This window comes from Polaromonas sp., from assembly GCF_043778355.1.
GTDB lineage: Bacteria > Pseudomonadota > Gammaproteobacteria > Burkholderiales > Burkholderiaceae_C > Polaromonas.
The window spans coordinates 14,247-36,384 of sequence record NZ_JAYWHI010000095.1; the positions used below are offsets into that span (position 1 = coordinate 14,247).

General features: G+C 62.5%; 19 protein-coding genes. 10 read left to right on the forward strand and 9 right to left on the reverse strand.

The genetic code is table 11. From position 1 onward, the window contains the following. Positions 1-308: 308 nt before the first annotated feature. Both ACH2CW_RS13610 and ACH2CW_RS13615 read left to right on the forward strand, forming a co-directional pair. Positions 309-791, forward strand: a complete 483-nt coding sequence (locus ACH2CW_RS13610) for a hemerythrin domain-containing protein (protein ID WP_395059015.1) — start codon at positions 309-311, stop codon at positions 789-791. Between the two features lie 107 nt (positions 792-898). Next, positions 899-1,390: a DUF1003 domain-containing protein gene (locus ACH2CW_RS13615; protein WP_395059017.1), complete on the forward strand. Its 492-nt coding sequence runs from the start codon at positions 899-901 to the stop codon at positions 1,388-1,390. A gap of 36 nt (positions 1,391-1,426) precedes the next feature. Here ACH2CW_RS13615 and ACH2CW_RS13620 read toward each other — a convergent pair whose 3' ends face one another. From ACH2CW_RS13620 to ACH2CW_RS13640, 5 genes are all read right to left on the reverse strand, one after another. Continuing rightward, positions 1,427-1,609, reverse strand: a complete 183-nt coding sequence (locus ACH2CW_RS13620; protein WP_395059074.1) for an ATP-binding protein — start codon at positions 1,607-1,609, stop codon at positions 1,427-1,429. Between the two features lie 9 nt (positions 1,610-1,618). After that, the gene (locus tag ACH2CW_RS13625) at positions 1,619-4,000 is read right to left on the reverse strand and encodes a PAS domain S-box protein (RefSeq protein ID WP_395059019.1); all 2,382 of its coding nucleotides are present in this window, start codon (positions 3,998-4,000) and stop codon (positions 1,619-1,621) included. 75 nt (positions 4,001-4,075) lie between these two features. After that, positions 4,076-4,972: a sulfurtransferase gene (locus ACH2CW_RS13630; RefSeq protein ID WP_395059021.1), complete on the reverse strand. Its 897-nt coding sequence runs from the start codon at positions 4,970-4,972 to the stop codon at positions 4,076-4,078. 101 nt (positions 4,973-5,073) lie between these two features. Next, the gene (locus ACH2CW_RS13635; protein WP_395059023.1) at positions 5,074-5,997 is read right to left on the reverse strand and encodes a DMT family transporter; all 924 of its coding nucleotides are present in this window, start codon (positions 5,995-5,997) and stop codon (positions 5,074-5,076) included. A gap of 100 nt (positions 5,998-6,097) precedes the next feature. Continuing rightward, a complete protein-coding gene (locus ACH2CW_RS13640; RefSeq protein ID WP_395059025.1) occupies positions 6,098-7,228 on the reverse strand; it encodes an aromatic ring-hydroxylating dioxygenase subunit alpha in 1,131 nt (376 codons plus the stop codon). A gap of 210 nt (positions 7,229-7,438) precedes the next feature. On the opposite strand from ACH2CW_RS13640, the gene ACH2CW_RS13645 reads away from it, so the two are divergent. The 5 genes from ACH2CW_RS13645 (at position 7,439) to ACH2CW_RS13665 (ending at position 13,044) form a co-directional block, all read left to right on the forward strand. Further along, complete coding sequence (locus ACH2CW_RS13645; RefSeq protein ID WP_395059027.1) at positions 7,439-7,678, forward strand: exodeoxyribonuclease VII small subunit; 240 nt, start codon at positions 7,439-7,441, stop codon at positions 7,676-7,678. A gap of 7 nt (positions 7,679-7,685) precedes the next feature. Beyond that, on the forward strand, positions 7,686-8,600 hold the full coding sequence (locus ACH2CW_RS13650; RefSeq protein ID WP_395059029.1) for a polyprenyl synthetase family protein: 915 nt from the start codon (positions 7,686-7,688) through the stop codon (positions 8,598-8,600). Between the two features lie 58 nt (positions 8,601-8,658). After that, positions 8,659-10,554 carry a 1-deoxy-D-xylulose-5-phosphate synthase gene (dxs, locus tag ACH2CW_RS13655; RefSeq protein WP_395059031.1) on the forward strand — a complete coding sequence of 632 codons (1,896 nt, stop codon included), beginning with the start codon at positions 8,659-8,661 and terminating at the stop codon, positions 10,552-10,554. Between the two features lie 160 nt (positions 10,555-10,714). After that, positions 10,715-11,794 carry a TRAP transporter substrate-binding protein gene (locus ACH2CW_RS13660; RefSeq protein WP_395059033.1) on the forward strand — a complete coding sequence of 360 codons (1,080 nt, stop codon included), beginning with the start codon at positions 10,715-10,717 and terminating at the stop codon, positions 11,792-11,794. Positions 11,795-11,961: 167 nt separating this feature from the next. Then, positions 11,962-13,044 (forward strand): TRAP transporter substrate-binding protein, encoded by a 1,083-nt coding sequence (locus tag ACH2CW_RS13665; protein ID WP_395059035.1) that lies wholly within the window; start codon positions 11,962-11,964, stop codon positions 13,042-13,044. Positions 13,045-13,265: 221 nt separating this feature from the next. On the opposite strand, the gene ACH2CW_RS13670 is transcribed toward ACH2CW_RS13665, so the two are convergent. From ACH2CW_RS13670 to ACH2CW_RS13680, 3 genes are all read right to left on the reverse strand, one after another. Further along, positions 13,266-15,074: a TRAP transporter large permease subunit gene (locus ACH2CW_RS13670; protein WP_395059037.1), complete on the reverse strand. Its 1,809-nt coding sequence runs from the start codon at positions 15,072-15,074 to the stop codon at positions 13,266-13,268. A 1-nt stretch (position 15,075) separates the two neighbouring features. Continuing rightward, the gene (locus ACH2CW_RS13675) at positions 15,076-15,678 is read right to left on the reverse strand and encodes a TRAP transporter small permease subunit (RefSeq protein WP_395059039.1); all 603 of its coding nucleotides are present in this window, start codon (positions 15,676-15,678) and stop codon (positions 15,076-15,078) included. A 236-nt stretch (positions 15,679-15,914) separates the two neighbouring features. Further along, on the reverse strand, positions 15,915-17,696 hold the full coding sequence (locus ACH2CW_RS13680) for a hypothetical protein (RefSeq protein ID WP_395059041.1): 1,782 nt from the start codon (positions 17,694-17,696) through the stop codon (positions 15,915-15,917). 380 nt (positions 17,697-18,076) lie between these two features. Between ACH2CW_RS13680 and senA the strand changes: the two genes are divergently transcribed. After that, complete coding sequence (senA, locus tag ACH2CW_RS13685; RefSeq protein ID WP_395059076.1) at positions 18,077-19,306, forward strand: selenoneine synthase SenA; 1,230 nt, start codon at positions 18,077-18,079, stop codon at positions 19,304-19,306. A gap of 272 nt (positions 19,307-19,578) precedes the next feature. After that, a complete protein-coding gene (locus tag ACH2CW_RS13690; RefSeq protein ID WP_395059043.1) occupies positions 19,579-20,469 on the forward strand; it encodes an ion transporter in 891 nt (296 codons plus the stop codon). Here the strand turns inward: ACH2CW_RS13690 and ACH2CW_RS13695 are convergent. After that, on the reverse strand, positions 20,466-21,023 hold the full coding sequence (locus ACH2CW_RS13695; RefSeq protein ID WP_395059045.1) for a YaeQ family protein: 558 nt from the start codon (positions 21,021-21,023) through the stop codon (positions 20,466-20,468). The genes ACH2CW_RS13690 and ACH2CW_RS13695 overlap by 4 nt on opposite strands. Positions 21,024-21,108: 85 nt before the next feature. Here ACH2CW_RS13695 and ACH2CW_RS13700 point away from each other — a divergent pair, with 85 nt between their 5' ends. After that, positions 21,109-22,134, forward strand: a complete 1,026-nt coding sequence (locus ACH2CW_RS13700) for an LLM class flavin-dependent oxidoreductase (RefSeq protein WP_395059078.1) — start codon at positions 21,109-21,111, stop codon at positions 22,132-22,134. Positions 22,135-22,138: the final 4 nt, after the last annotated feature.

A 22,138-nucleotide genomic window follows, 5' to 3' on the forward strand; every position in this document is an offset into this window, starting at 1 on the left:
GCGCAGATCGTAGCATTCGCCAAACGCTACAAAATCAATAGCTGCTGGCGCTTGCCAGACAAGGGCTGGCGGCTGGTTTGATGCATAACAAGCCGGGCAAACGTGGAGATGAAAACGCACAAGCTGCGGCGCCCCGGCCGGGGCGGGGCCGACGCCTGCCGTCCTACAACAAGATCAACAGCGTCTGACACAAGCCTCTGCGGGCGCTGCCTAGAGTGCTTTTGTGTGTTGGCCACTGCCAGCCACACCGCAGCACCGGTGCTGTGAATGACAAACAAATCCATAACCACCCACAAGGAAATTTCACCATGAGCAAAGCACCCGCCAAGATGAACGACGCCGTTGACCTGCTTGATGCCGACCACATTGCCGTCAAGAAACTGTTCACCCAGTTCAAGAAACTCAGCGAAGCCAGAGCGCCCGGCGACGAGCGCAAAGCGATTGCCGACAAGATCTGCAAGGAGTTGAGCGTCCACGCGGAGCTTGAAGAGCAGATCTTCTACCCCGCAGCGCGTGAGGCCATCCATGACGACGACCTGCTCAACGAAGCCGAAGTGGAGCACGCCAGCGCCAAGGACCTGATCGCGCAAATTTCGGGCATGGACGCTGACGAAGAACTGTTCGATGCCAAGGTTATCGTGCTTGGTGAGTACATTGACCACCATGTGGAGGAAGAGCGCACCGAGATGTTCCCGAAAGCGCGAAAAAGCGACATGGACCTCAAGGGCATGGTTGCGGACCTGAAGACGCTCAAGGAAGAGTTGTTGGCCAGCCATGACGTGCCGGCCTGATGCCTGCCGCTGGCGCCGCTGACGCGGCAGTTTTTTCCGGCAGGCCAGGAGGGCGTGCGCAGAGAACTGCCGCGCCCTCTGCGCCAGCAGGGGAGAGCATTGAGCAGTTGACCCGCAGCAACATCGAGGTCATCCTGCGGCTGGAGCGTGAGCGCCAGGCCCGCCGTCCCTGGGCCTACCGCATGGCTGCGCGCATTGCGGGTTTCTGCGGCACGGCGCCGGTGCTGTGGCTACATGCGATTTTTTTCGCCAGCTGGCTGGGATTCAATGCCAGCTCCCTGGCCTTTGACCCCTATCCGTTCACTTTTCTGACCATGGTGGTGTCGCTGGAAGCGATTTTTCTGTCCTTTTTCATCATGATCGGGCAGAACATTGCGAGCCGCGAAAATGAAAGACGCCACCAACTCGATTTGCAAATCAATTTGCTCAACGAGCGCGAAATGACGGCGATGCTGCGTCTGATGGGTACGATTGCCGACAAGCTGGAGATCAGTGAAGCCGATCAGGCCGAAGCCCGAACGTTCGCGCACAACACCGACCCGCGCGCCCTGCTGGAGCAGATCGTCTCGGCTGAACGCGCGGCCAGGCACACCTCCTGAGCATGGCTGGCCGCCACCTCCGCCACTTCCTGTTTTTCAGCCGCGATCTGCCCCAAACCGGGGGTCAAACGAAAAATAGAAACAGGCACCGGCGCCTTCGGCCGACTCCGCCCGTACGGTGCCGCCATGCCGCTCCAGGATGCGGTGAACCGTGGCCAGGCCAATACCGCTGCCTTCAAACTCGGTCTCATGGTGCAGGCGGTGGAAGGGCTTGAACAGGCTGTCCGCCTAGGCCATGTCAAAACCGGCGCCGTTGTCGCGCACGAACAGCATCCTGCGCCCGCCTTCGCGGGTGGGCAGGGCGCCGAATTGGATGGTTGCGTCGACCGTGTTGCGCGAGTATTTCCAGGCATTGCCGAGCAGGTTTTCCAGGATGATGCGGGCGAACTTGCTGTCACAGCGTACGTTGAGGCCGCTCTGAATCTCTACCTTGACCTGGCGCGCGGGCTCACGCTGGCGCAGTTGTGCGACGACCTGTTCTGCCAGAGCGCTGAGGTCGACCTGCTCCAGTTCCAGCTTGCCCTTGCTGGCGCGGGCCAGCGCAAGCAGATCGTTGATCAGCTCATGCATGCGCACGACATTGATGCGGACCCGCTCAAACAGGCGTTCTTCCTCGACGTTGAGGCGTCCCTTGAGCCGGCGCGCCAGCAGCACACTGAAGCCTTCAATGCTGCGCAGCGGCGACTGCAGATCGTGCGAGACCGAATAACCGAAAGACTCCAGCTCGGCATTGGTCGCGCGCAACTGGTCGGTGCGTTCGTTGACGCGTTGTTCCAGGGTGTCGTGCAGGCGCTGGATCTCGCGGTCGCGGCGCAGCCGCACCAGCTCGGCGGTGATGCGGCTGGAAAAAATTTTCATCAGCGCATTGCGGTCGGTTGAGGCAGCTTGCGGCTGGCGCCAGAATGCGTTGACGATGCCGATGGTGCTGCCGTCTGCATCGCGCAGTGCAACACCTGCATATGCGTGGAAATCGCCGTCCACCAGGAAAGTATCCTGCGGAAACAACTCCTGGATACCGTCGCCGTAGATGCACACATCGTCATTTTCGAGGGCCAGATCGCAAGGGGTACCGGCCAGGCTGTAGGTGATGTTGGGTTGATGCACGCCGTCCCGCAGCACGGCCAGCGAAGTCACGCTGCCGTCGGGGCCGGTTTCACCAACCGTCACCATGTCGGCGGCAATCGCGTGGCCCAGGTGCTGCACCACCAAGCGGAAAAATGCTGCACCGGTTTCGGCCGACAGGCCCCTGGCCATGTCGATCAGCAGGGCTTCACGGCGTTTTTCGTCAGTGATGTTGACGGCGGAACTGAGGACGCAGGGTTCACCGCCGATGTCCACGATCACCGCCCACATGCGGCAATCAACGAGACTGCCGTTCTTGTGGCGGATCTTCGTTTCCAGACCTTCGACCCGGCCGTGCGTACGCATGGTTTCGATAAATTTCTGACGCTCCGCCTCGTCCTGCCAGACGCGCGCCTCCACCGAAGTGCGACCCACCAATTCCGAGGCCTTGTAGCCATTGAGCCGGCCTTCGACGGCATTGAGCGCAAGGTAAGTGCCATCGGAGACGCGGGTGATGGCCATGTCGATGGGACTGGAATCAAAGGCTTTGGAAAACAGCTCGGCCGACTGGCGCGCCGCTTGCCGGGCCTGATGTTCGGCGGTGGCGTCGGTGATGGTGGACACCACAATACGCCCGTGTCCCATGCCTTCGATTTCAGTCGACAGCAAAACGTGCAGTTGCCTGCCGTCTTTGGTACGCGCCTCCACCGGCAGGTTGACGGCACGGCCGGCCGCAGCCATCTGGCGCTGGACGGCCTTGCGCTCCGCCGGGTCACCCCACAGGGGCGCGTCGGTACCACCTATGATTTCCTCCCGCGTGTAGCCGTACATGCGTTCAAAGGCCGGGTTGACATCCAGCACTGTCTTGTCTTCGAGCGCCTGAACGATGATGGCGGCCGGGCTGTTTCGGAAGATGCGGCTGAAGCGGTCTTCACTCAGGCGCAGAAGGTCCTCGGCTTCTTCGCGGCGCTTGAGTTCTGCATGCTGTTCGCGCAGCGCCCCCAGCACCACCTGGCGGCTGCTGTACACGCTGACGGCAATGCCGGTCAGCAGCAACACGTTGACCGCCCAGAAACGCAGATTGACCTTGAAGTCCGGCGTGGTCAGCAGGCCCGACAGCTCGGCCCAGCACAGCAGTCCGAGTGACAGGGAACTCAGGCTGACCGCCACCCACAGTGACCTTTTCCCCTGGATCATCCCCGCAGCAACCACGGCCCCGACAAAACCGAGCAGAAGCGCGCTGCGTGTCGAGCCGTAGGCCACGATGCCGGCAGATGACATGCCGATCAGCGAAAAAACCAGCAGGTGGCTGGTCCACTGGTAGTGGCCCTTGTGCAACAGCCAGTAGCCCAGACCGGTGAGCGTCAGGGCGGCGCCCACAACGGTGAGTTGCACCGGGCCGGTGCCCTGGGCCAGCGACAGCAGCATGACCAAGGGCAAACCGGCCAGCAGCATCAGCAGCAGCGAGCGCAGGCCGCGCGAGTAACGCTTTTCGATCAGCTCAGCGGCGAGCAGCCGGGTAGATTCGGGCGAGGAGGTGTCGGACATGGCAGTGAGGGCTCAGCCGATACTAAGCCAAGGCATGGTGCCCGGCTGAATTTTTCTACCTGAAACTGTGCAGGTCTAACCCTTAGCCACTGGCCGCTCGGCCTGGCTGACCCAATCACTCCAGCTGCCGGCGTAGAGGCCGCTGCGTCCCAGACCGGCGATTTCCATGGCGACCAGGTTGGGCAAGGCGCTGACGCCACTGCCGCAGTGGTGCACCACGCCGGCCGGATCGCGCCCACCCAGCAGCGCATCAAACTCGGCCCGCAGTTCCGCGGCGGCCTTGAACTTTCCGTTGGCAGCGATGTTCTGGCTGAACGGGCGGTTGAGGGCGCCGGGGATATGACCGGCCACCGGGTCCAGTGGCTCGACCTCGCCGCGAAAGCGCGCCGGGGCGCGGGCGTCGATCAGGGTTTGCGTTGGCCGCCCGAGCTGGCGCGATACTTGGCCGGCATCAACCAGTGTGGCGCGCTCGGGGCCGAGCTCGAAGTTGGACTGGAAGTGCGAGGGCTCCTCGCCGCTGGCGACGGCACCGCCGGCCGCCTGCCAGGCCTGCAGCCCGCCGTCGAGGATGGCCACACCTTCATGACCCGCCCACTTGAGCATCCACCACAGGCGCCCGCAGTAGTTGGCGCTGTTGCGGTCATAGACGACCGCCTGCGTGGTGTTGGCAAAACCGACGCTGGACAGCCAGGTGGCAAATTTTTCGCGGTTCGGCAGCGGATGCCGCCCGCCCGAGGCCGGCTGGTCGGCCCCGCCGGCGGTGACCACGCCGTGGGCGCCGGGCACGCCATGTTTGGCGCTCAGGTCTGTGTCCAGGTTGGCATACACCGCGCCCGGCAGGTGGGCCTGCAGGTAGTGCTCTTTGCCGGCATGCGGCTGCATCAGGTCAAAGCTGCAGTCAAAAATCCGCAGGGGCTTGGCCTCGGCTATCAGCGCCTGCAGTTGTTCGGCAGAAATCAGGGTGGTGTACATGGTGAAACCTTCAAAGAAAGGGCTGCAGAGTCTTCAAGTATGGCGCGCCGCAGCCCCGGCGGGCAAGGGCTTAGGGATGCGCTGAATAAGTCCTTGCTTCCCTAGTGTTCCTCGGCCGGGGAGTCGGGTGCGGCGCGGGCGCGCAGCACGGTGGCGGCAATGCCGCTGGCCATGATCAGGGCCATGCCGGCCCAGCCGATCAGCGGCAGGCTTTCGCCGAACAGCAGCAGGCTGTAGATTGCGCCGAAGATGATGCCCGAATACTGCAGGTTGGCTACCACCAGGGTGGCGCTGCGGGTTTTGGCGCGGGTGTATGCCCGGGTCATGCAGAGCTGCCCCAAGGAAGCCAGCACGCCCAGCGGGATCAGCCAGAGCGCGGGTTTCCAGTGCCATTCGGAAACGCCCGTTATCCCCATGGCCAGCGCGCCGGCCACCGCAGAACCGACGGCGAAGTAAAACACCGTCCGCGTCTCGGGCTCGCCGACCCGCGCCAGTGCCATCACCTGCATGTAGGCAAAAGCCGCCAGCAGGCCGGACATCAGGCCGACCAGGCCGGCGAAAGCCTGGTTTTGTTCGATGGTGGGCCTCAGCATCATGATGACGCCGATGAAACCGGCGATCACGGTCAGCACCAGCGGGCCCTGGGATTGCAGGGTGCCGGGCAAGACTTTGCCGCCGGCTGGCAGCAAGCCCATCAGCAAGGCGCCACCGACCAGAAAGGCGGCGATCCAGACGCTGCTCATGTAGTTCAGTGTCATGGCGGTGGCCAGCGGCAGGTGGGCAATCGCGTAAAACCAGGCGCCCAGCGAAATCACGCCGACCAGGCTGCGCCACATGTGCATGCCCGGAAAACGTGTGGCGAGGGAGATGCCACGCGAGCGGGCCAGCGCCCACATGAAAAACATGCCCAGCAGGCCGCGGTAGAAAACCAGCTCGGCACTGTTGAAATACTCGGAGGCAAACTTGACACAGACGGCCATGGTCGCAAAGAAAAAGGCGGCGGCCAGCATCCAGAGGGCTTGCATCGTTATCCCGGGTTTACAGATAAAAAGTGGCATCAGCCCATGCGGGGTGGGCGTGAATAGCTATCAAATCAGTAGCATTGCAGGGCGCAAGCGTGCCGTCTCACAACATCTGCGTGGTCTTGCTGGCGCCCATTTCGCGCCGGTACCACTCGTGAAAATGCTGCATGCCGTCTTCCATCGGGCTCTGGTAAGGGCCAAACTCGTTGTCGCCGCGCTGCATCAGCGCCTTGCGGCCGGCGTCCATGCTGAGCGCAATCTCGTCGTCCTCGACACAGGTCTCCATGTAAGCGGCCTGCTGCGCCTCGATGAACTCGCGCTCGAAGGCGCAGATTTCTTCGGGGTAATAAAACTCGACGACGTTGAGCGTCTTGTCCGGCCCCTGCGGGTGCAGGGTGCTGACCACCAGCACATGCGGGTACCACTCGACCATCACGTTGGGGTAATAGGTCAGCCAGATCGCGCCATGTTTGGGCGGCACGCCATTGCGGTACTGCAGCACCACGTCGTGCCATTTTTTGTAGGTGTCGGTGCCAGGCTTGCCGAGTTTGTCGGAAACGCCGACCGTCTGCACCGAATAGTGGGGCGTCAGTTCCCAGCGCAGGTCGTCGGTCGTGACAAAGGCGCCCAGGCCGGGGTGGTAGGGCCCGACATGGTAGTCCTCCAGATACACCTCGATGAAGGTTTTCCAGTTGTAGTTGCACTCGTGCAGGTGGATCTTGTCGAGCTGGAAGCCTGAAAAATCGAGGTCGGCCATGGGGCCCAGTGGTGCCATCTCGGCAGCGATGTCGCGGCCATTGTTTTCAAACACCAGGCCGTTCCAGACGCTGGTTGTGTAGCGGTTCAGGTTCAGGCAGGGATCGACCTGAAAATGCGGCGCACCGATCAGCTCGCCGCTGGTGTTGTAGGTCCAGCGGTGCAGCGGGCAGACGATGTTGCTGTCGGCGCCGTTGCCCAGCGAACCCCGGCCCTGCAGCATGGTGGATTGGCGGTGCCGGCAGACGTTGGAGATCAGCTCCACGCCAGTGGCGTTGCGCACCAGCGCGCGGCCGCCGAGCTCCTGCGGCAGCGCGTAGTAGTCGCCCAGATGCGGCACCGCCAACTCGTGCCCCACATAACGCGGGCCGCGGGCAAACAGCTTTTGCTGCTCCCGCTGGTACAGGCCGGCATCAAAGTAGCTGGAGATGGGGAGCTGGCTGGTGGCCTGCAGGAGGCGAAGGCTGAGATCAGACATGCATTGGCCGGAACCGGCGATCAAGTGCAACACTGCACTGTGGGTAGAGGGACAGGCTGGCCGCCTGCCACGAGGACCAGGCTGCGCGAACGAAACCCGGTTTTGATTGTAGCCTGCCCTCTTGTGGGGCGGCCTGCGCTCCGCGGGCGGGGCAGGGCTTGAACAGGGGGGCTTTGGAACGGCCTAAAATCAGTGCACCCCCGAAATACCATGGCCAAAACATCTTCCGCGTCCCTCCCACCCAGCCCAGCCAGTTATGAAGCTGCCCTCGAAGAGCTTGAAGCCCTGGTGGCCCAGCTCGAATCGGGTCAACTGCCGCTGGACCAGTTGCTCACCGGTTACCAGCGCGGCGCCGAACTGCTCAAGTTCTGCCGCGGCAAGCTGGAGGCCGTCGAAGGCCAGATCAAGGTGCTGGAAGGCACAGAGCTCAAGCCCTGGAACCAAGAGTAAGCATCCCTTGACCGACCATCAACCCTCTTTTGCCCTGGGCGCGTGGAGCGCCCGCCAACTTGCCGACGTAGAGCGCGCCTTGAAGCGCTGGGTGGCTCCGCCGGAGCCGGTGCCGGCGCCGGCCGGGCTCGGCGACGCCATGCGTTACGCCGTACTCGACGGCGGCAAGCGCCTGCGGCCGCTGCTGGTCATGGCTGCCTGCGAAGCGGTCGACGGTAACCCGGCGGCGGCCCTGCGCGTGGCCTGCGCGGTCGAACTGATCCACGCCTATTCGCTGGTTCACGACGACATGCCCTGCATGGACAACGACATCCTGCGGCGCGGCAAACCGACCGTGCATGTCAAATTCGGAGAGGCCCAGGCGCTGCTGGCGGGCGATGCGCTGCAGGCGTTGGCCTTCGAGTTGTTGACGCCGGACGACGGCTCGGTCGATGCCGCAACCCAGGCAGTGCTCTGCCGCATGCTGGCGCAGGCCGCTGGTTACCAGGGCATGGCTGGCGGCCAGGCAATCGACCTTGCGAGCGTCGGCAAGGCACTGTCCTCAGAGCAACTGCATGACATGCACCGCCTGAAAACGGGTGCGCTGTTGCAGGCCAGCGTGATGATGGGCGCGGCCTGCGGCAAGATCACCCCGACAACGCAAGATGCGCTGCGCGACTATGGCGCGGCAGTGGGTCTGGCGTTTCAGGTGGTGGACGACATCCTTGACGTGACGGCAGACTCTGCCACGCTGGGCAAAACGGCCGGCAAGGATGCGGCCCAGGACAAGCCCACTTTTGTGTCGCTGATGGGGCTGCCGGCCTCACGCAACTATGCGCAGGAGCTGCTTTCGCAGGCACTCCACAGCCTCAAGGCCAGTGAGCTCAGGCACACCGACGCGCTCAGCGCGCTGGCCGACATGCTGGTCAATCGCAGGACATGACACGCGCCAGGAATCCAGGGACGAGGCGCGCAGCGCCCGCAATAACAAGGTCACCACGATGTACCCATTGCTAGAAACCATCACCAGCCCCGCCGACCTGCGGCTGCTGCCGCGTGCCCAGCTCAGGACGCTGGCTGACGAGCTGCGCAACTATGTGCTGCACAGCGTGTCGCAAACCGGCGGGCATTTGAGCTCCAACCTGGGCACGGTCGAACTCACTGTGGCGCTGCATTACGTCTTCAACACGCCCGACGACCGGCTGGTCTGGGACGTGGGTCACCAGACCTACCCGCACAAGATACTGACCGGACGGCGTGAACGCATGGGCAGCCTGCGTCAGCTCGGCGGGCTCAGTGGTTTTCCGCGCCGCGATGAAAGCGAATACGACACCTTCGGCACCGCACATTCATCGACCTCGATTTCTGCGGCGCTGGGCATGGCCATGGCGGCCAAACAAAAAGGCGAGAACCGCCATGCGGTGGCCATCATTGGGGATGGCGCCATGAGCGCGGGTATGGCCTTCGAGGCGCTCAACAACGCCGGTGTGTGTGACTGCAACTTGCTGGTGGTGCTCAACGACAACGACATGAGCATCAGCCCGCCTGTGGGCGCGTTGAACCGCTACCTGGCGCAACTCATGAGTGGGCAGTTTTACGCCTCGGCCAAAAACGTCGGCAAGCAGGTGCTCAAGGTCGCGCCGCCGCTGTTCGAGCTGGCCAAGCGGCTGGAAACCCATGCCAAGGGCATGGTGGTGCCAGCGACGCTGTTCGAGAATTTCGGCTTCAACTACATCGGACCGATTGACGGCCACGACCTCGAGTCGCTGATTCCGACGCTGGAAAACATCAAGCACCTGCAGGGGCCGCAGTTCCTGCATGTGGTGACCAAAAAAGGCCAGGGCTACAAGCTGGCCGAGGCCGACCCGGTGGCCTACCACGGACCCGGCAAGTTCGACCCGGCCATGGGGCTGCAGAAGTCCAGCGCGCCGGCCAAACAGACGTTCACCCAGGTGTTTGGCCACTGGCTGTGCGACATGGCTGAAAAAGACAGTCGGCTGGTCGGCATCACGCCAGCCATGCGCGAGGGCTCCGGCATGGTCGAGTTTCACCAGCGTTTTCCGGACCGTTATTACGACGTCGGCATTGCCGAGCAGCATGCGGTGACGTTTGCGGCTGGCATGGCCTGCGAAGGCCTCAAACCGGTGGTGGCGATTTACTCGACTTTTCTGCAGCGGGGGTATGACCAGCTGATCCACGACGTGGCGCTGCAGAACCTGCCGGTGGTGTTTGCGCTGGACCGCGCCGGCCTGGTCGGTGCCGATGGGGCCACCCACGCCGGTGCGTATGACATCCCCTTTCTGCGCTGTATTCCCAACATGAGTGTGGCGTGTCCGGCTGATGAGAACGAATGTCGCATGTTGCTGAGCAGCGCCTATGCGCAAAACCATCCGGTGGCCGTGCGTTACCCGCGCGGCGCCGGTGCGGGTGTCGCGACGCAGGCCCACCTTGATGCCTTGCCTTTTGGCAAGGGCGAAATTCGCCGCCAGGGCAAGCGCACGGCCATCCTGGCTTTTGGCACGCTGCTGCACCCGGCGCTGCAGGCGGCGGAAAAACTGGACGCGACAGTGGTCAATATGCGCTGGGCCAAACCGCTCGATCGGGACCTGCTGCTGCAGATCGCGGCCAGTCATGAGGCGCTGGTGACCATCGAGGAGGGCGCTGTCATGGGCGGTGCCGGCAGCGCAGTGGCCGAGGCGCTGGCGCTGGCCGGTGTCTGCATGCCCCTGCTGCAACTGGGCCTGCGCGACGAGTTCACCGAACACGGCGATCCCGCCACTTTGCTGGCACAGCAAGGGCTCGATGCCACCGGCATCGAACGCGCGGTCACTGCGCGTTTTGCTGCCGTACCGGCATCGGGCAAGCTGGCAAAACCAGCGCTGAAGTCGGTGGGCTGAACCCGGTCACCGCTGAGGGGCGCTGCGCGAGCCAGCCCTGAACGCACGGGAAAACCCGTGAAAGTACGGGCCCCCGGTTTTTTACAATCATGTCAAGGCGTTGTCGTGCGCCGATGGTGGCTTGCTCTCTCAGGTCGTGTGTCCTTATTCGGAGTGTTCCATGAAACGTCGCGCCCTGATCCGACATGCCGGCATCTCCGGCGTGCTTGCGGCCGGCGTGGCGCCCGCTGTGCATGCACAGGTGGCGATCCGATGGCGTCTGGCGTCGAGTTTCCCCCAGTCGCTTGACACGATATATGGCGCCGCAGAAAGTTTTGCCCAGCATGTGCGCGCGGTATCGGGCGGCAAGTTCGAGATAGCGGTGCATGCGGCCGGTGAGTTGATGCCGGCCTTCGACGTGGTGGACAACGTGCGCCGGGGCTCGATTGAGGCGGCCCATACCGCACCCTATTATTTCGCAGACAAGGATGAAACCTTTGCCATCGGCGGCGCGATTCCCTTTGGCCTGAACAGCCGGCAGATGAGTGCCTGGACCTTCGAGGGCAACGGCCTGAAGCTGATGCGCGAGTTTTACGCAGACTACAACATCATCAACTTTGCCTGCGGCAACACCGGCGCGCAGATGGGCGGCTGGTTTCGCAAGGAGATCCGGTCCCTCGCCGACATGAAAGGCCTGAAATTCCGGGTGGGCGGTTTTACCAACAAGGTCATCGAGCGCCTGGGCGCCGTGCCCCAGACCATTGCTGGCGGCGACATCTACCAGGCGCTGGAGCAGCGCGCCATCGACGCTGCCGAATGGATTGGCCCCTACGACGACCAGAAGCTGGGTTTCAACAAGGTGGCGCCCAATTACTACTACCCCGGCTGGTGGGAAGGCGGCCTGCAACTGGACCTGTACATCAACCAGAAGGCCTACGAAGCCTTGAGCAGCGTCAACAAGGCCATTGTGAAAATTGCCAGTGCTGCGGCCCATGTGGAGATGCAGGCCAAATACGATGCCCGCAATCCGACGGCGCTCAAGCAACTGGTCGGTGCCGGTGCCCGGCTCAGGCCCTTTCCTGCCGACGTGATGAACGCGGCGTTCAAGGAATCCATGGCGCTGTATGCGGAGTTGGCGGTGAGCAATCCCAACTGGCGCAGGGTCTATGCGGACTATGCCCGCTTTCGGGGTGACCAGAACCTCTGGTTTCGTTTCACCGAGTCGACGTTTGACCGCTTCATGCAAAGTCAAAAGCTGTGAATGGGGGCGGTCCTGACAACTGGCTGACTGTGAAGCCGACGCATGATTTTGCGCAGGGAAAACCCGCCCTTGAGCCGCGAAAACCGAGTTTTACAATCGGGCACAACTTTCAAAGTTGAAGGCCCGGCCATAAGCCGGGTTTCCCAAAATCACCTGGAGATCAATTCATGGATCGTCGTTCCCTTATCAAAAATGCCGGTATTGCCGGTGTGCTGGCCGCTGGCGTGGCACCAGCCGTGCACGCCCAGGAAGCCATTCGCTGGCGCCTGGCATCGAGCTTTCCAAAAGCCCTCGACACGATTTACGGCGCTGCAGAAACCTTCGCCAAAAAAGTCGGCGAGATGTCTGGCGGCAAGTTCCAGATCTCTGTGCATCCCGGTGGCGAGCTGATGCCTCCCATCGCCGGCATGGTCGACAACGTCCAGAAGGGCACGACCGAAATGGTCCACACCGCGCCTTACTACTTCTTCGGCGTGAATGATGTTTTTGCCCTTGGATGTGCCATTCCGTTCGGTCTCAACAGCCGTCAGATGACGGCATGGATGTACCAGGGCAACGGCCTGAAACTCATGCGTGAGTTCTACGGCAAGTACAACATTGTCAACTTCCCCATGGGTAACACGGGCGCACAGATGGGCGGCTGGTACCGCAAGGAAATCAAGAGTGTTGCCGACATCAAGGGCCTGAAATTCCGGGTTGGCGGCTTCGCCGGCAAGGTGCTCACCCGCATGGGTGCCGTGCCGCAAAACATTCCTGGCGGCGAGATCTACCAGGCGTTGGAGAAGGGAACCATTGACGCCGCTGAATGGGTCGGACCGTATGACGACCAGAAGCTGGGCTTCAACAAGGTCGCGCCGTTTTATTACTACCCCGGCTGGTGGGAAGGCGGTCCGCAGCTGGACGCTTTCGTGAACAAGACCGCTTATGACAAACTGTCGCCCGAGAACAAGGCCATCCTGGAGTCTGCCGCTGCTTATGCGCACACCGACATGCAGGCCAAGTACGACGCCAGGAACCCCGAAGCGCTCAAGCAGCTCGTGGCGGCCAAAACCAAGGTGCTGCCTTTCCCCAAGCCCGTGATGGATGCAGCCTTCAAGGAGTCCATGGCTCTTTACGCCGAGATGAGTGCCAGCAATCCCGACTGGAAGAAAATCTACGCCGACTACTCTGCTTTCCGCAAGGACCAGAACCTGTGGTTCCGTTTCACCGAAATGCGCTTCGACCAGTTCATGCAGTCGCAAAAGCTGTAAGCTCTGTCAGCCTGACCCAACCCCGCTTCGGCGGGGTTTTTTTATGGGCGGCTCCTGCACGTCGCAGGGCGTACGGCTGATGTTGTTTCGGACTGGTGTAACCGGCTGGAAAAGGAAAGTGCCTTGAGCGTATGGCATGACTCCGCAGTGGAAAAGTACAGCGAAAGAAGAAAAGGCTCGCGGTGCGCGAGCCTTTTCAGGATGTCGGGTGAGGGATTCGGTTAAGGCTTTTTGCCATCCTTCGACCGTGTCGCTTCCTCCAGCGCTTTCATGGGATCTTCTTCCTTGCTGTTTGCCTCGGAAGCCGCTGAGGCCGCAGCCTCTTCGGCCTCTTCCTTGATCTCTTCTTCCGATTTCGGCATTTGCAGTTGCTCGAGCACCTGCTCGGCATTGAGCTTGTCTACTTTTTCAATGCCGCCCGTCACCAGGTTTGGAAACAGCATGATGGCTGCAACCATCACGAGCTGAAGGATGATGAAGGCAATCGAACCCTTGTAAATCTGCGCTGTGGTCACCGCCGGAATCGTGGCGCCAGTGACACGGTCGCGGTAGTCAAATTTTGCCGCCACGCTGCGCAGGTAAAACAGGGCAAAACCGAAGGGCGGCGTCAGGAACGAGGTCTGCAGGTTCATGGCGATGATCACGCCGAACCAGATCATCGCGTCATCGGCGGTCATTCCGGGCACCAGCCCAGGCAGGATTTTTTCAGCCACGGGCGCCAGCAGCGGGATCACGATAAACGCGATCTCGAAGAAATCGATGAACATGCCCAGAATGAATACCAGAATGTTGACCACAATCAGGAAGCCCCAGGCACCCCCTGGAACGCCCTTGAACAGGTGCTCCACCCAGATGTGACCATCGGCGGCATTGAAGGTAAAACTGAAGACCGTGGAGCCAATCAGAATGAACATCACGAACGAGGCGAGTTTGGCGGTGTTTTCCAGCGCCTGTTTGAGCAGCGACATGTTCATGCGGCGTTTGCCCATGGCCAGGATCAGCGCCCCCAAAGCCCCCATGGCGCCGCCCTCGGTGGGTGTCGCCACGCCCAGAAAGATGGTGCCCAGCACCAGAAAAATCAGGATCAGCGGAGGCATCAGCACAAAGGTCACGCGCTCTGCCAGCTTGGACAGCAGGCCCATGCCCGTGGTGCGGTTGAAAATGGCCAGTGCCAGGCCCAGCAAGGAGGCCAGCGTCATCGACAAAATAATGATCTCATCCCCGGCAGCAGGCAAAGGACGCTTCAGCCAGGCGGTCAACAGCGTGTTGTGGACCTGGGCCCAGGCCACACCGGCCGCAGCGCACAAAATCACCAGGAACAGCAAAGACTTGTGGCCGGAGGCGCCGTTGCCCTCTTTGTAAATGCGCGCCTCGGGCGGCAGTGGCGGCACCAGGGCAGGTTTGACCATGGCAACGACCACAATAAACACGATGTACAGGGCCACCAGCAGCAGGCCTGGGATCAGCGCACCCGCATACATGTCGCCCACCGAGCGGCCCAGCTGGTCGGCCAGCACGATCAACACCAGAGACGGTGGAATGGCCTGAGCCAGCGTGCCCGAGGCCGTGATGACGCCGGTGGCAATCACCCGGCTGTAGCCGTAACGCAGCATGATGGGCAACGAGATCAGGCCCATCGAGATCACTGCGGCGGCAACCACCCCCGTGGTTGCCGCCAGCAGCGCCCCCACCAGAATCACGGCAATCGCCAGCCCGCCGCGCAGCGGGCCAAACACCTGGCCCACGGTTTCCAGCAGGTCCTCGGCCATACCCGAACGCTCGAGAATGATGCCCATGAAAGTGAAGAAGGGAATGGCCAGCAGCGTGTCGTTCTGCATGATGCCGAAAATGCGCGAGGGCAGCGCCTGGAACAGGGTGGCGGGGAAGAGGCCAGCCTCCATGCCGATAAAACCGAAAGCCAGGCCGGTGGCGGCCAGCCCAAAGGCTACAGGAAAGCCGGTCAGCAGCAAAAGGAACAGCCCCGCGAACATGAGCGGCACAAAGTTCTGTGCCAGAAAGGTGGTTTCCATTTTATTTTTCTCCGGCCAGGCGAGCGGCGGCAACCCGCTCCAATTCTTCAAGATGCTTTTGCTCGTCCGATTTGGCGGATTCGCCGCCAATCGGGTCGTTGATCATCCCGCGCAGGAAAGCCACACGTTTGATCAGTTCTGACAGCCCCTGCAACACCAGCAGCATGAAACCCACAGGCACCAGCAGGTACACCGGCCAGCGGATCAGACCCCCTGCGTTTTGCGACATTTCACCGTTGTTGTAGGCGTTCACGAAGAAGGGCCAGCTCAGGGAGATCAGCAGGATGCAGAAAGGGATCAGCACGAACACGATGCCGAACACATCGACCCAGTTGCGCGTGCGGTCGGACAGCCGCGCCGACACGAAGTCGATGCGGACATGCGAATTGCACAGAAACCCGTAGCCCGCGCCAAGCATGAATACGGCGGCAAACAGGTACCACTGGATTTCCAGCAGGCTGTTGGAGCTCATGTCAAAAGCCTTGCGCACAATGGCATTGCCAGCGCTGATCAGGGTCGTGGCCAGAATCAGCCACATGGTGAATTTGCCAATCACCGTGCTGATGTTGTCAATCAGACGGGACAGGGAGAGGAGATGCTTCATGGTGTTCCCAGGAAAAAGTGCCCGCGCATAAAAATGATCCGGCAGACCCTCCACGGAAGGACTGCCGGATGCAGGTGGACGCGGTTCGGATTCTATAGAGGACTATAGAAGGCAAGCTGACAGCTTTGTGACGGTGTTATCCCGTAGCGGACCCGCGCATCCTGCCGGCGTCGCTGGCCGTTGGCCGGTGCTGTCGTCGCATCGACCTCGCGTCCGCGAACGACGGGTAAGCGGCATCAGGGCAAGGGCTCACCCTCGCGAATTCGCGCCTGCAACTCTCCTTTTGCGGCGTTGTAGCTGAAATTTTTTCTGGCCAGCGCGGGCTGGTAGTTGAGCATGTTGATCAAAAAGCTCAAGGCGCCGAGGTTGTTGCCCAGGCGTTCAAAGTTGCCTGTCGCCCGTGCTTCCTGTTCGGTACTGCCGGTTTGCAGCATCTGCTCGACCAGCTCGCGCATATGGGCCAGGGCCAGTGCGGCCTGATCCAGATCGAGCACGGCCATCACTCCGCGCATCTGTTCAAGTTGCCCCGGCACCGCAGCCAGAATGCTTGTGTCTTCCGGCGTGCGGAAAAAATCGTCCAGGGCCACCTCCAGCTGGACCAGCAGCCTGCGCAGCTCGGTGACCACACTTTCCATGGTTTGTTTGTCGTTGACACGGCGGTACAGCGCTTCCATCCAGGCATCGGGCGGCTGGGCCCGACCGCTTCGGGCGCTGTCCAGCCTTTGCGCCAGGCGCCCTGTGCGGGCCGTGAGCTGCGGGTCCTTCGGGTCCAGATCGTCAAAGGCTGCTTCCAGGTACAGCAGCGCTGTTGCAACTTCGAGCCCGAGGTCAGGCGAGGGCGCTTGCCCGGAAGCCGCCGTGGCGCTGATGGCCAGCGTCAGCGCCTGGGCCAGCGGCGCGCTGGGCGGGTGCAGCTTCACCAGCGAGTCGGTCACCAGGCTGAACTGGTCGCTGACCATCTTGAAGCGGTTGAGGTCGCCGGCGGTCACCGCAGACCAGCTCTCCTTTGCCGAACTGATGCGTTTGCGGGCTTGCGCGATCAGGGCCGGCGCAAAGCGGTCGAACTGGACCGCCTCGTAGTCCACCGGCTGAAAACGCGCCAGGCCGTAGCTGGTCCGCACCGCCGACAGCACCGGCGCATCGCTGGTACGCGTGGCCACGGCCTGGGTACACAGAAAAAGCAGATCCTGCGCGAGACGGTCTGAGGCATGCGGCATGCCACGCGCCAGGTGGGCATACTGCAGCAGGATGCGCAAGATGGCCCGCTTGGCGTACACGTCCACCTTCAGCAGCCCCAGCGCCAGCGCTTCAAAAAAGCCAGCTGCAATTTTCCAGAATGTTTTCAGCTCGACCTCGGTGTCGGTCTGCGCCAGACCCAGGCACATGTCAGACAGACCTTGCGCGGCCTGGGTATCGCCGCTGCGCACCAGCCTGAGCGTGAGGCGGTCCAGCAACTGCCGCGATGTGTCGCTGTAGGCTGTGGCTTCGACGCTGACGGCGAGCTCGGGTTCCAGCCAGCGCCATTCAAAGGCCCAGAGGTCCGCCGGGTGAACCCGGTCCGCGCCGATCATGCCCTGGATATCGCGGTACTGCGGAAACAGCGAAACGGCCGAGACCGGCTTGCCCGCCAATACGTCTTCCAGGTAGACCGTCAGCGCGAGGCCCGCCAGCTCGACCTGGTTGCTGGCCTCTTCCGTGCAGTGGCTCGGCGACTGGATAAAACGCTGGACCACCGTCTCCATGGCACGCAGCAACAGCGCCGGCGCACTCATACCCACCATTTCCAGGGCGCCTGCGGCCTGATGCAACTGCTGGCGGGCCAGGCGCAACTGGCTGGCGTCCAGTGCCTGCAACTCCGCGTCCTTCGCCAGCGCGGTCTCGCGCACAAACCGCTTCAGGGCCTTGCTCGCGCCGTCCAGGGATTTGCGCAGTTCCTCCAGCACCCAGGCCAGCGGACTCAGGTCCATGATGCTCACGTCCAGGTCGTCAGGCGTCGGATTCAGCGCGTTGGAAGTCATACATGGCGTACCGGTTGAAAGGACAGGCGTTCCCGGCGCGGGACAGGCGGGACAGCCTGAGACGCTCGCTGCAGTCTATGCGCCGGCCTGCGGAATCAGGCACGAAAATCTGCGCCGGGTGACAGTCGGCACATGGCGCCCGCCGACAGGTCGTGCGGAGGGACGTTTGGACAGCCGTTGGGCCACAGGAAGCCAGACCGTTTTGGCGGCGAGGGTTGCAGCGGTCTGCTATTCTGGCCCGATCCGCCCGGCGTGCGGTTGCCGCTGCCGGTTTCCATATCCGGACTTACCAGGACCTTCCATTGGCTTCAGACGCTGCCCCCGATTCACCCCCGCAGTCCGCTTCGACCTCGGTCACCGGGCGCATTGATTCGCCGGCCATGCGCGGTGCCGACAAGGCCTTGCTGTCGCTGGCGCTGATGGATGCGCGCAACCACACGCTGCGTCTGTTTGGTCAGTACCAGCAGGCGCTGGAAGGCGTTGATTTTGTGGTTCCCCAGTTGCCCGTGCTCAACCCGCCGCTGTGGGAAATGGGCCATGTCGGCTGGTTCCAGGAATGGTGGATAGGGCGCAATATGCAGCGCTCGCGCGGCATGCGCTGCGAGCCGGCGCATGCGCGGCTGGCCTCGATCGAGCCGAACGCTGACCGCTGGTGGGATTCGGGCAAGGTGCCGCACAGCAGCCGCTGGACGCTGGACCTGCCGGGGGTGGCCAGCTGCCGGGCCTACCTGCTGGACACGCTGGAAAGCACGCTGGAGCTGCTGGAAAGGGCCGATGACAACGACGACGCGCTGTATTTTTACCGTCTGTGCCTGTTCCATGAGGACATGCATGCCGAAGCCCTGACCTACACCGCGCAGACCCTGGGCCTGTCGCTGGACAAGCCGCTGCTGCAGGCCTTCATGCCGCCGCCCATGACGCTGCGCGAGCCGCTGCTGGTCCCGGCCGTCGCCTGGAAGCTGGGGTCGCCCGCCACGGGTTTTGTTTTCGACAATGAACTGACGCAGCACGAGGTCAGCGTTCCCGAGTTCGAGATTGATGCGCAGCCCGTGAGCTGGGCGCAGTTTGTCGAATTTGTCGACGATGGCGGTTACGACCGGCCTGAACTCTGGCAGGGCGCCGGCTGGGACTGGCTGCAGGCCACGGCGACAAGTGAGGGCGCCTACCAGGGACGAAGAGGCCCGCGTTATGTCGAGCAGATCGGCGTGGCCAGCGGGGCGGTGATGCAAACCCGTTTTGGTCAACCGATGCGCATGCTGGGCAACCAGCCGGCCATGCACATGAGCTGGTGGGAAGCCGACGCCTGGTGCCGCTGGGCCGGCCGCCGCCTGCCGGCCGAAGTCGAGTGGGAGGTGGCGGCGCACACGGCGGCGCGGCGCGGTTTTATGTGGGGCGATGTCTGGGAGTGGACGGGCAGCAGCTTTCGGGCCTTTCCGGGCTTTGAGCCGCATCCCTATGCCGACTATTCACAGCCCTGGTTTGGCACCCACAAGGTGCTGCGCGGCGCGTCGATGGCGACGCGCTCGCGCATGAAACACCCGAAATACCGTAATTTTTATCTCCCGGAGCGGGATGACATCTTTTGTGGGTTTCGCTCCTGCGCCTTGTAAACGCTACTGATTTGATAGCTGACGAAGCAGCATGCATATGGGTTAAGAGCCCTTTAAATGCATGTCAGCATGACGCTGCGTAACACGAGAGGGCGTTTTTATGAATGAAATTGCCCTCCCACCCATAACCAGCACGCGCAAGCAGCTATAAAATAGATAGCAAGTTCACACGCAAGACGCCGCCCACATCGCTACGGCTTGCCCGCCGACTTGCCTTGGCGCGCAACCCGTTTATGGTTCAATTCCTGCATGAAAAGGCCTCACGCGTCAGCATGACTCCCCCCAAATCCGCAACATTTCCCTCCTCAGACGACAAACCGCTGGCCGGCTGGCGGCTGCGCTGGTACACGGTTATTTTTGAGGCCGACACGCGGGCCGGGCGCTGGTTTGACCAGGCGCTGATCGCCGTCATCCTGCTGAGCATTGCGGTGGTGATGGCTGACAGCGTGCAGACCATCCACCAGCGTTATGGCCGCGTCTTTGTAACCCTGGAGTGGATATTCACGCTGCTGTTCACTGCCGAGTACATCGCGCGCCTGCTCTGCGTGCGCCGTCCGATGCAATACGCCACCAGTTTTTTCGGCATCATCGACCTGGTGGCGGTGTTGCCGACCTATCTGGCGCTGTTCTTTCCGGAGTTGCATGCGCTGATCGACGTGCGTGTGTTGCGTCTGCTGCGTGTGTTCCGGGTCTTCAAGCTGGCAGCTTATGTGGCCGAATACCAGTTTCTCGGGCGTGCGATGGCGGCCAGTGGCCGCAAGATTCTGGTGTTCCTGACGGCGGTGCTGATGGTGGTGCTGGTCATGGGCACGGTGATGTATGTGGTGGAGGGTCAAACCAACGGCTTCACCAGCATCCCGACCTCGGTCTACTGGGCCATCAGCACGGTGACCACCGTGGGCTTCGGCGACATCGTGCCCAAGACCGACCTCGGACGCATGATCGCCTCCTTCATGATGCTGATGGGCTGGGGCATTCTGGCGGTGCCTACCGGCATCGTGACTGCCGAGATGGCGGCGCAGCGGCGCTTCCAGTTGTCGCAGGCGCCAACCACGCGCACCTGCCACGAGTGCCTGACCGAGGGTCATGCGGCCGAAGCCAACTTCTGCTTCAACTGCGGCGCGCGTTTGCCGCCTTATCAGCAGCAGCCGGCAAAGCCTTAGCCGCCAGCCGTCAAGCGGCGCGGTGTGATCTCCACCGAATCGGTGGTCGTGCTCATGAAAACCGTGCCGTCCTGCACAGACACCTGCAACTGCATGCTGCGTTCGGCGAGTTTGGCCAGCGCCTGGCTGTGGGCGGCGTCGATCTGCCAGACCACCAGGTTGGCAGCCCGCGTGAGCTTGCTTTCGATGGTTTTCCACCAGACCGGTGTGCTGCTGGCAAAGCTGTAGACGCTGACCCGCTCGGCGCGGCCGGCGGCGCGCATCAGGCGTTTGTCGTCGGGCTGGCCGACGTCGATCCAGTGCAGGATCTGGTCGGTGTAGTCCTTGTGCCAGAGCGCCGCCTCATCGACATCCCACAAGTCTTTGGCAAACTCGAGGTGGCCCTTTTTATCGTCGGCCGGCACGTTCAGCGCATAGGCCAGCAGTCGGATCATCATGCGTTCGTCGGCCTCGGAGGGGTGGCGGGCAATCGTCACGTTGTGGTCGCCGTAAATGCCGCGGTCCATGTCGGCAATCGCCAGTTGCGCTTTGTAGATGGTCGCCTTCAGTGCCATATTTTTTGCGATCGGTGCTTGTGGTTAAGCCTGTATTGGAACAGACCAGCAAGCGCAGAGCACTCTGGCTATAGTCGGTGCCATGATTCGCCTCTCTGTTCTTGACCAGTCGGTGGCCGTGACCGGCCGCAGTGCCGACGCGTCCATCCGCGAAACCCTGGCGCTGGCGCAACACAGCGAAGTGCTTGGTTATGAGCGTTTCTGGGTCAGCGAACACCACAGCCACCCGACCATTGTCGGCAGTGCGCCCGAGGTGTTGATGGCGGCGATTGCCGCGACCACGCAGCGCATACGCATCGGCAGCGCCGGTGTGATGCTGCCGCATTATTCCGCGCTCAAGGTGGCCGAGCAGTTTCGCGTTCTGGAAGCACTGGCGCCGGGCCGCATTGATCTCGGCGTCGGCCGCGCGCCGGGCTCGGATGGCCGCACCGCCCAATTGCTTAATCCGCAGGCACGCAGCGCCGCCGATCATTTTCCGCTGCAGGTGCGTGAGTTGCAGGCCTGGGTCGGCGGAAAAGAGCTGCCCGAAGGTCATCCGGGGCGCGGCGTGACGGCTGAGCCCGGCGGGCCGACCGCACCGACCTTGTGGATGCTGGGCAGCTCCAACTATGGCGCGCAACTCGCTGCGCATTACGGCCTGCCTTATGCGTTTGCGTATTTCATCACCGATGGCGAGGGTGCCGAAGAGGCGCTGGCCATGTATCGCGAGTTTTACCGGCCGAGTCCGCAGCATCCGCAGCCGCAGCCCGCGTTATGTGTCTGGGCGTTGGCCGCCGACACCGAAGATGAGGCCTGGCGCTATTTTTCAAGCCGTGAACGCTGGAAGCTGGACCGCAACCGCGGCGCGCTGGCGCCGCTGCAATCGCCGGCCGAAGTGGCGCTGCGGCCTTACAACCCCGCCGAGCAGATGCAGGCTGAGCAACTCAGGCGCACGGCGCTGGTGGGTAGCGGGCCGCAGGTCGCCGACAAGCTGCGGGCGCTGTCCGAAGCGCTTGGCGTCGAGGAACTGGTGGTCATCACCTGGGCCCATGATCCGGCAGTGCGCAGGCGCTCTTACGAATTGCTGGCGGCACAATTCCCGTCACCGGCCCGCGCGGACGGACCCAAATAACCCA

What these genes read in the sequence shown, in the direction of transcription:
- ACH2CW_RS13675 (WP_395059039.1), bottom strand. Translation starts at nt 15,678, where the DNA reads ATGAAGCATCTCCTCTCCCTGTCCCGTCTGATTGACAACATCAGCACG.
- dxs (WP_395059031.1), top strand. Translation starts at nt 8,659, where the DNA reads ATGTACCCATTGCTAGAAACCATCACCAGCCCCGCCGACCTGCGGCTG.
- ACH2CW_RS13640 (WP_395059025.1), bottom strand. Translation starts at nt 7,228, where the DNA reads ATGTCTGATCTCAGCCTTCGCCTCCTGCAGGCCACCAGCCAGCTCCCC.
- ACH2CW_RS13630 (WP_395059021.1), bottom strand. Translation starts at nt 4,972, where the DNA reads ATGTACACCACCCTGATTTCTGCCGAACAACTGCAGGCGCTGATAGCC.
- ACH2CW_RS13680 (WP_395059041.1), bottom strand. Translation starts at nt 17,696, where the DNA reads ATGACTTCCAACGCGCTGAATCCGACGCCTGACGACCTGGACGTGAGC.
- ACH2CW_RS13645 (WP_395059027.1), top strand. Translation starts at nt 7,439, where the DNA reads ATGGCCAAAACATCTTCCGCGTCCCTCCCACCCAGCCCAGCCAGTTAT.
- ACH2CW_RS13660 (WP_395059033.1), top strand. Translation starts at nt 10,715, where the DNA reads ATGAAACGTCGCGCCCTGATCCGACATGCCGGCATCTCCGGCGTGCTT.
- senA (WP_395059076.1), top strand. Translation starts at nt 18,077, where the DNA reads ATGCGCGGTGCCGACAAGGCCTTGCTGTCGCTGGCGCTGATGGATGCG.
- ACH2CW_RS13665 (WP_395059035.1), top strand. Translation starts at nt 11,962, where the DNA reads ATGGATCGTCGTTCCCTTATCAAAAATGCCGGTATTGCCGGTGTGCTG.
- ACH2CW_RS13625 (WP_395059019.1), bottom strand. Translation starts at nt 4,000, where the DNA reads ATGTCCGACACCTCCTCGCCCGAATCTACCCGGCTGCTCGCCGCTGAG.
- ACH2CW_RS13690 (WP_395059043.1), top strand. Translation starts at nt 19,579, where the DNA reads ATGACTCCCCCCAAATCCGCAACATTTCCCTCCTCAGACGACAAACCG.
- ACH2CW_RS13670 (WP_395059037.1), bottom strand. Translation starts at nt 15,074, where the DNA reads ATGGAAACCACCTTTCTGGCACAGAACTTTGTGCCGCTCATGTTCGCG.
- ACH2CW_RS13695 (WP_395059045.1), bottom strand. Translation starts at nt 21,023, where the DNA reads ATGGCACTGAAGGCGACCATCTACAAAGCGCAACTGGCGATTGCCGAC.
- ACH2CW_RS13635 (WP_395059023.1), bottom strand. Translation starts at nt 5,997, where the DNA reads ATGCAAGCCCTCTGGATGCTGGCCGCCGCCTTTTTCTTTGCGACCATG.
- ACH2CW_RS13610 (WP_395059015.1), top strand. Translation starts at nt 309, where the DNA reads ATGAGCAAAGCACCCGCCAAGATGAACGACGCCGTTGACCTGCTTGAT.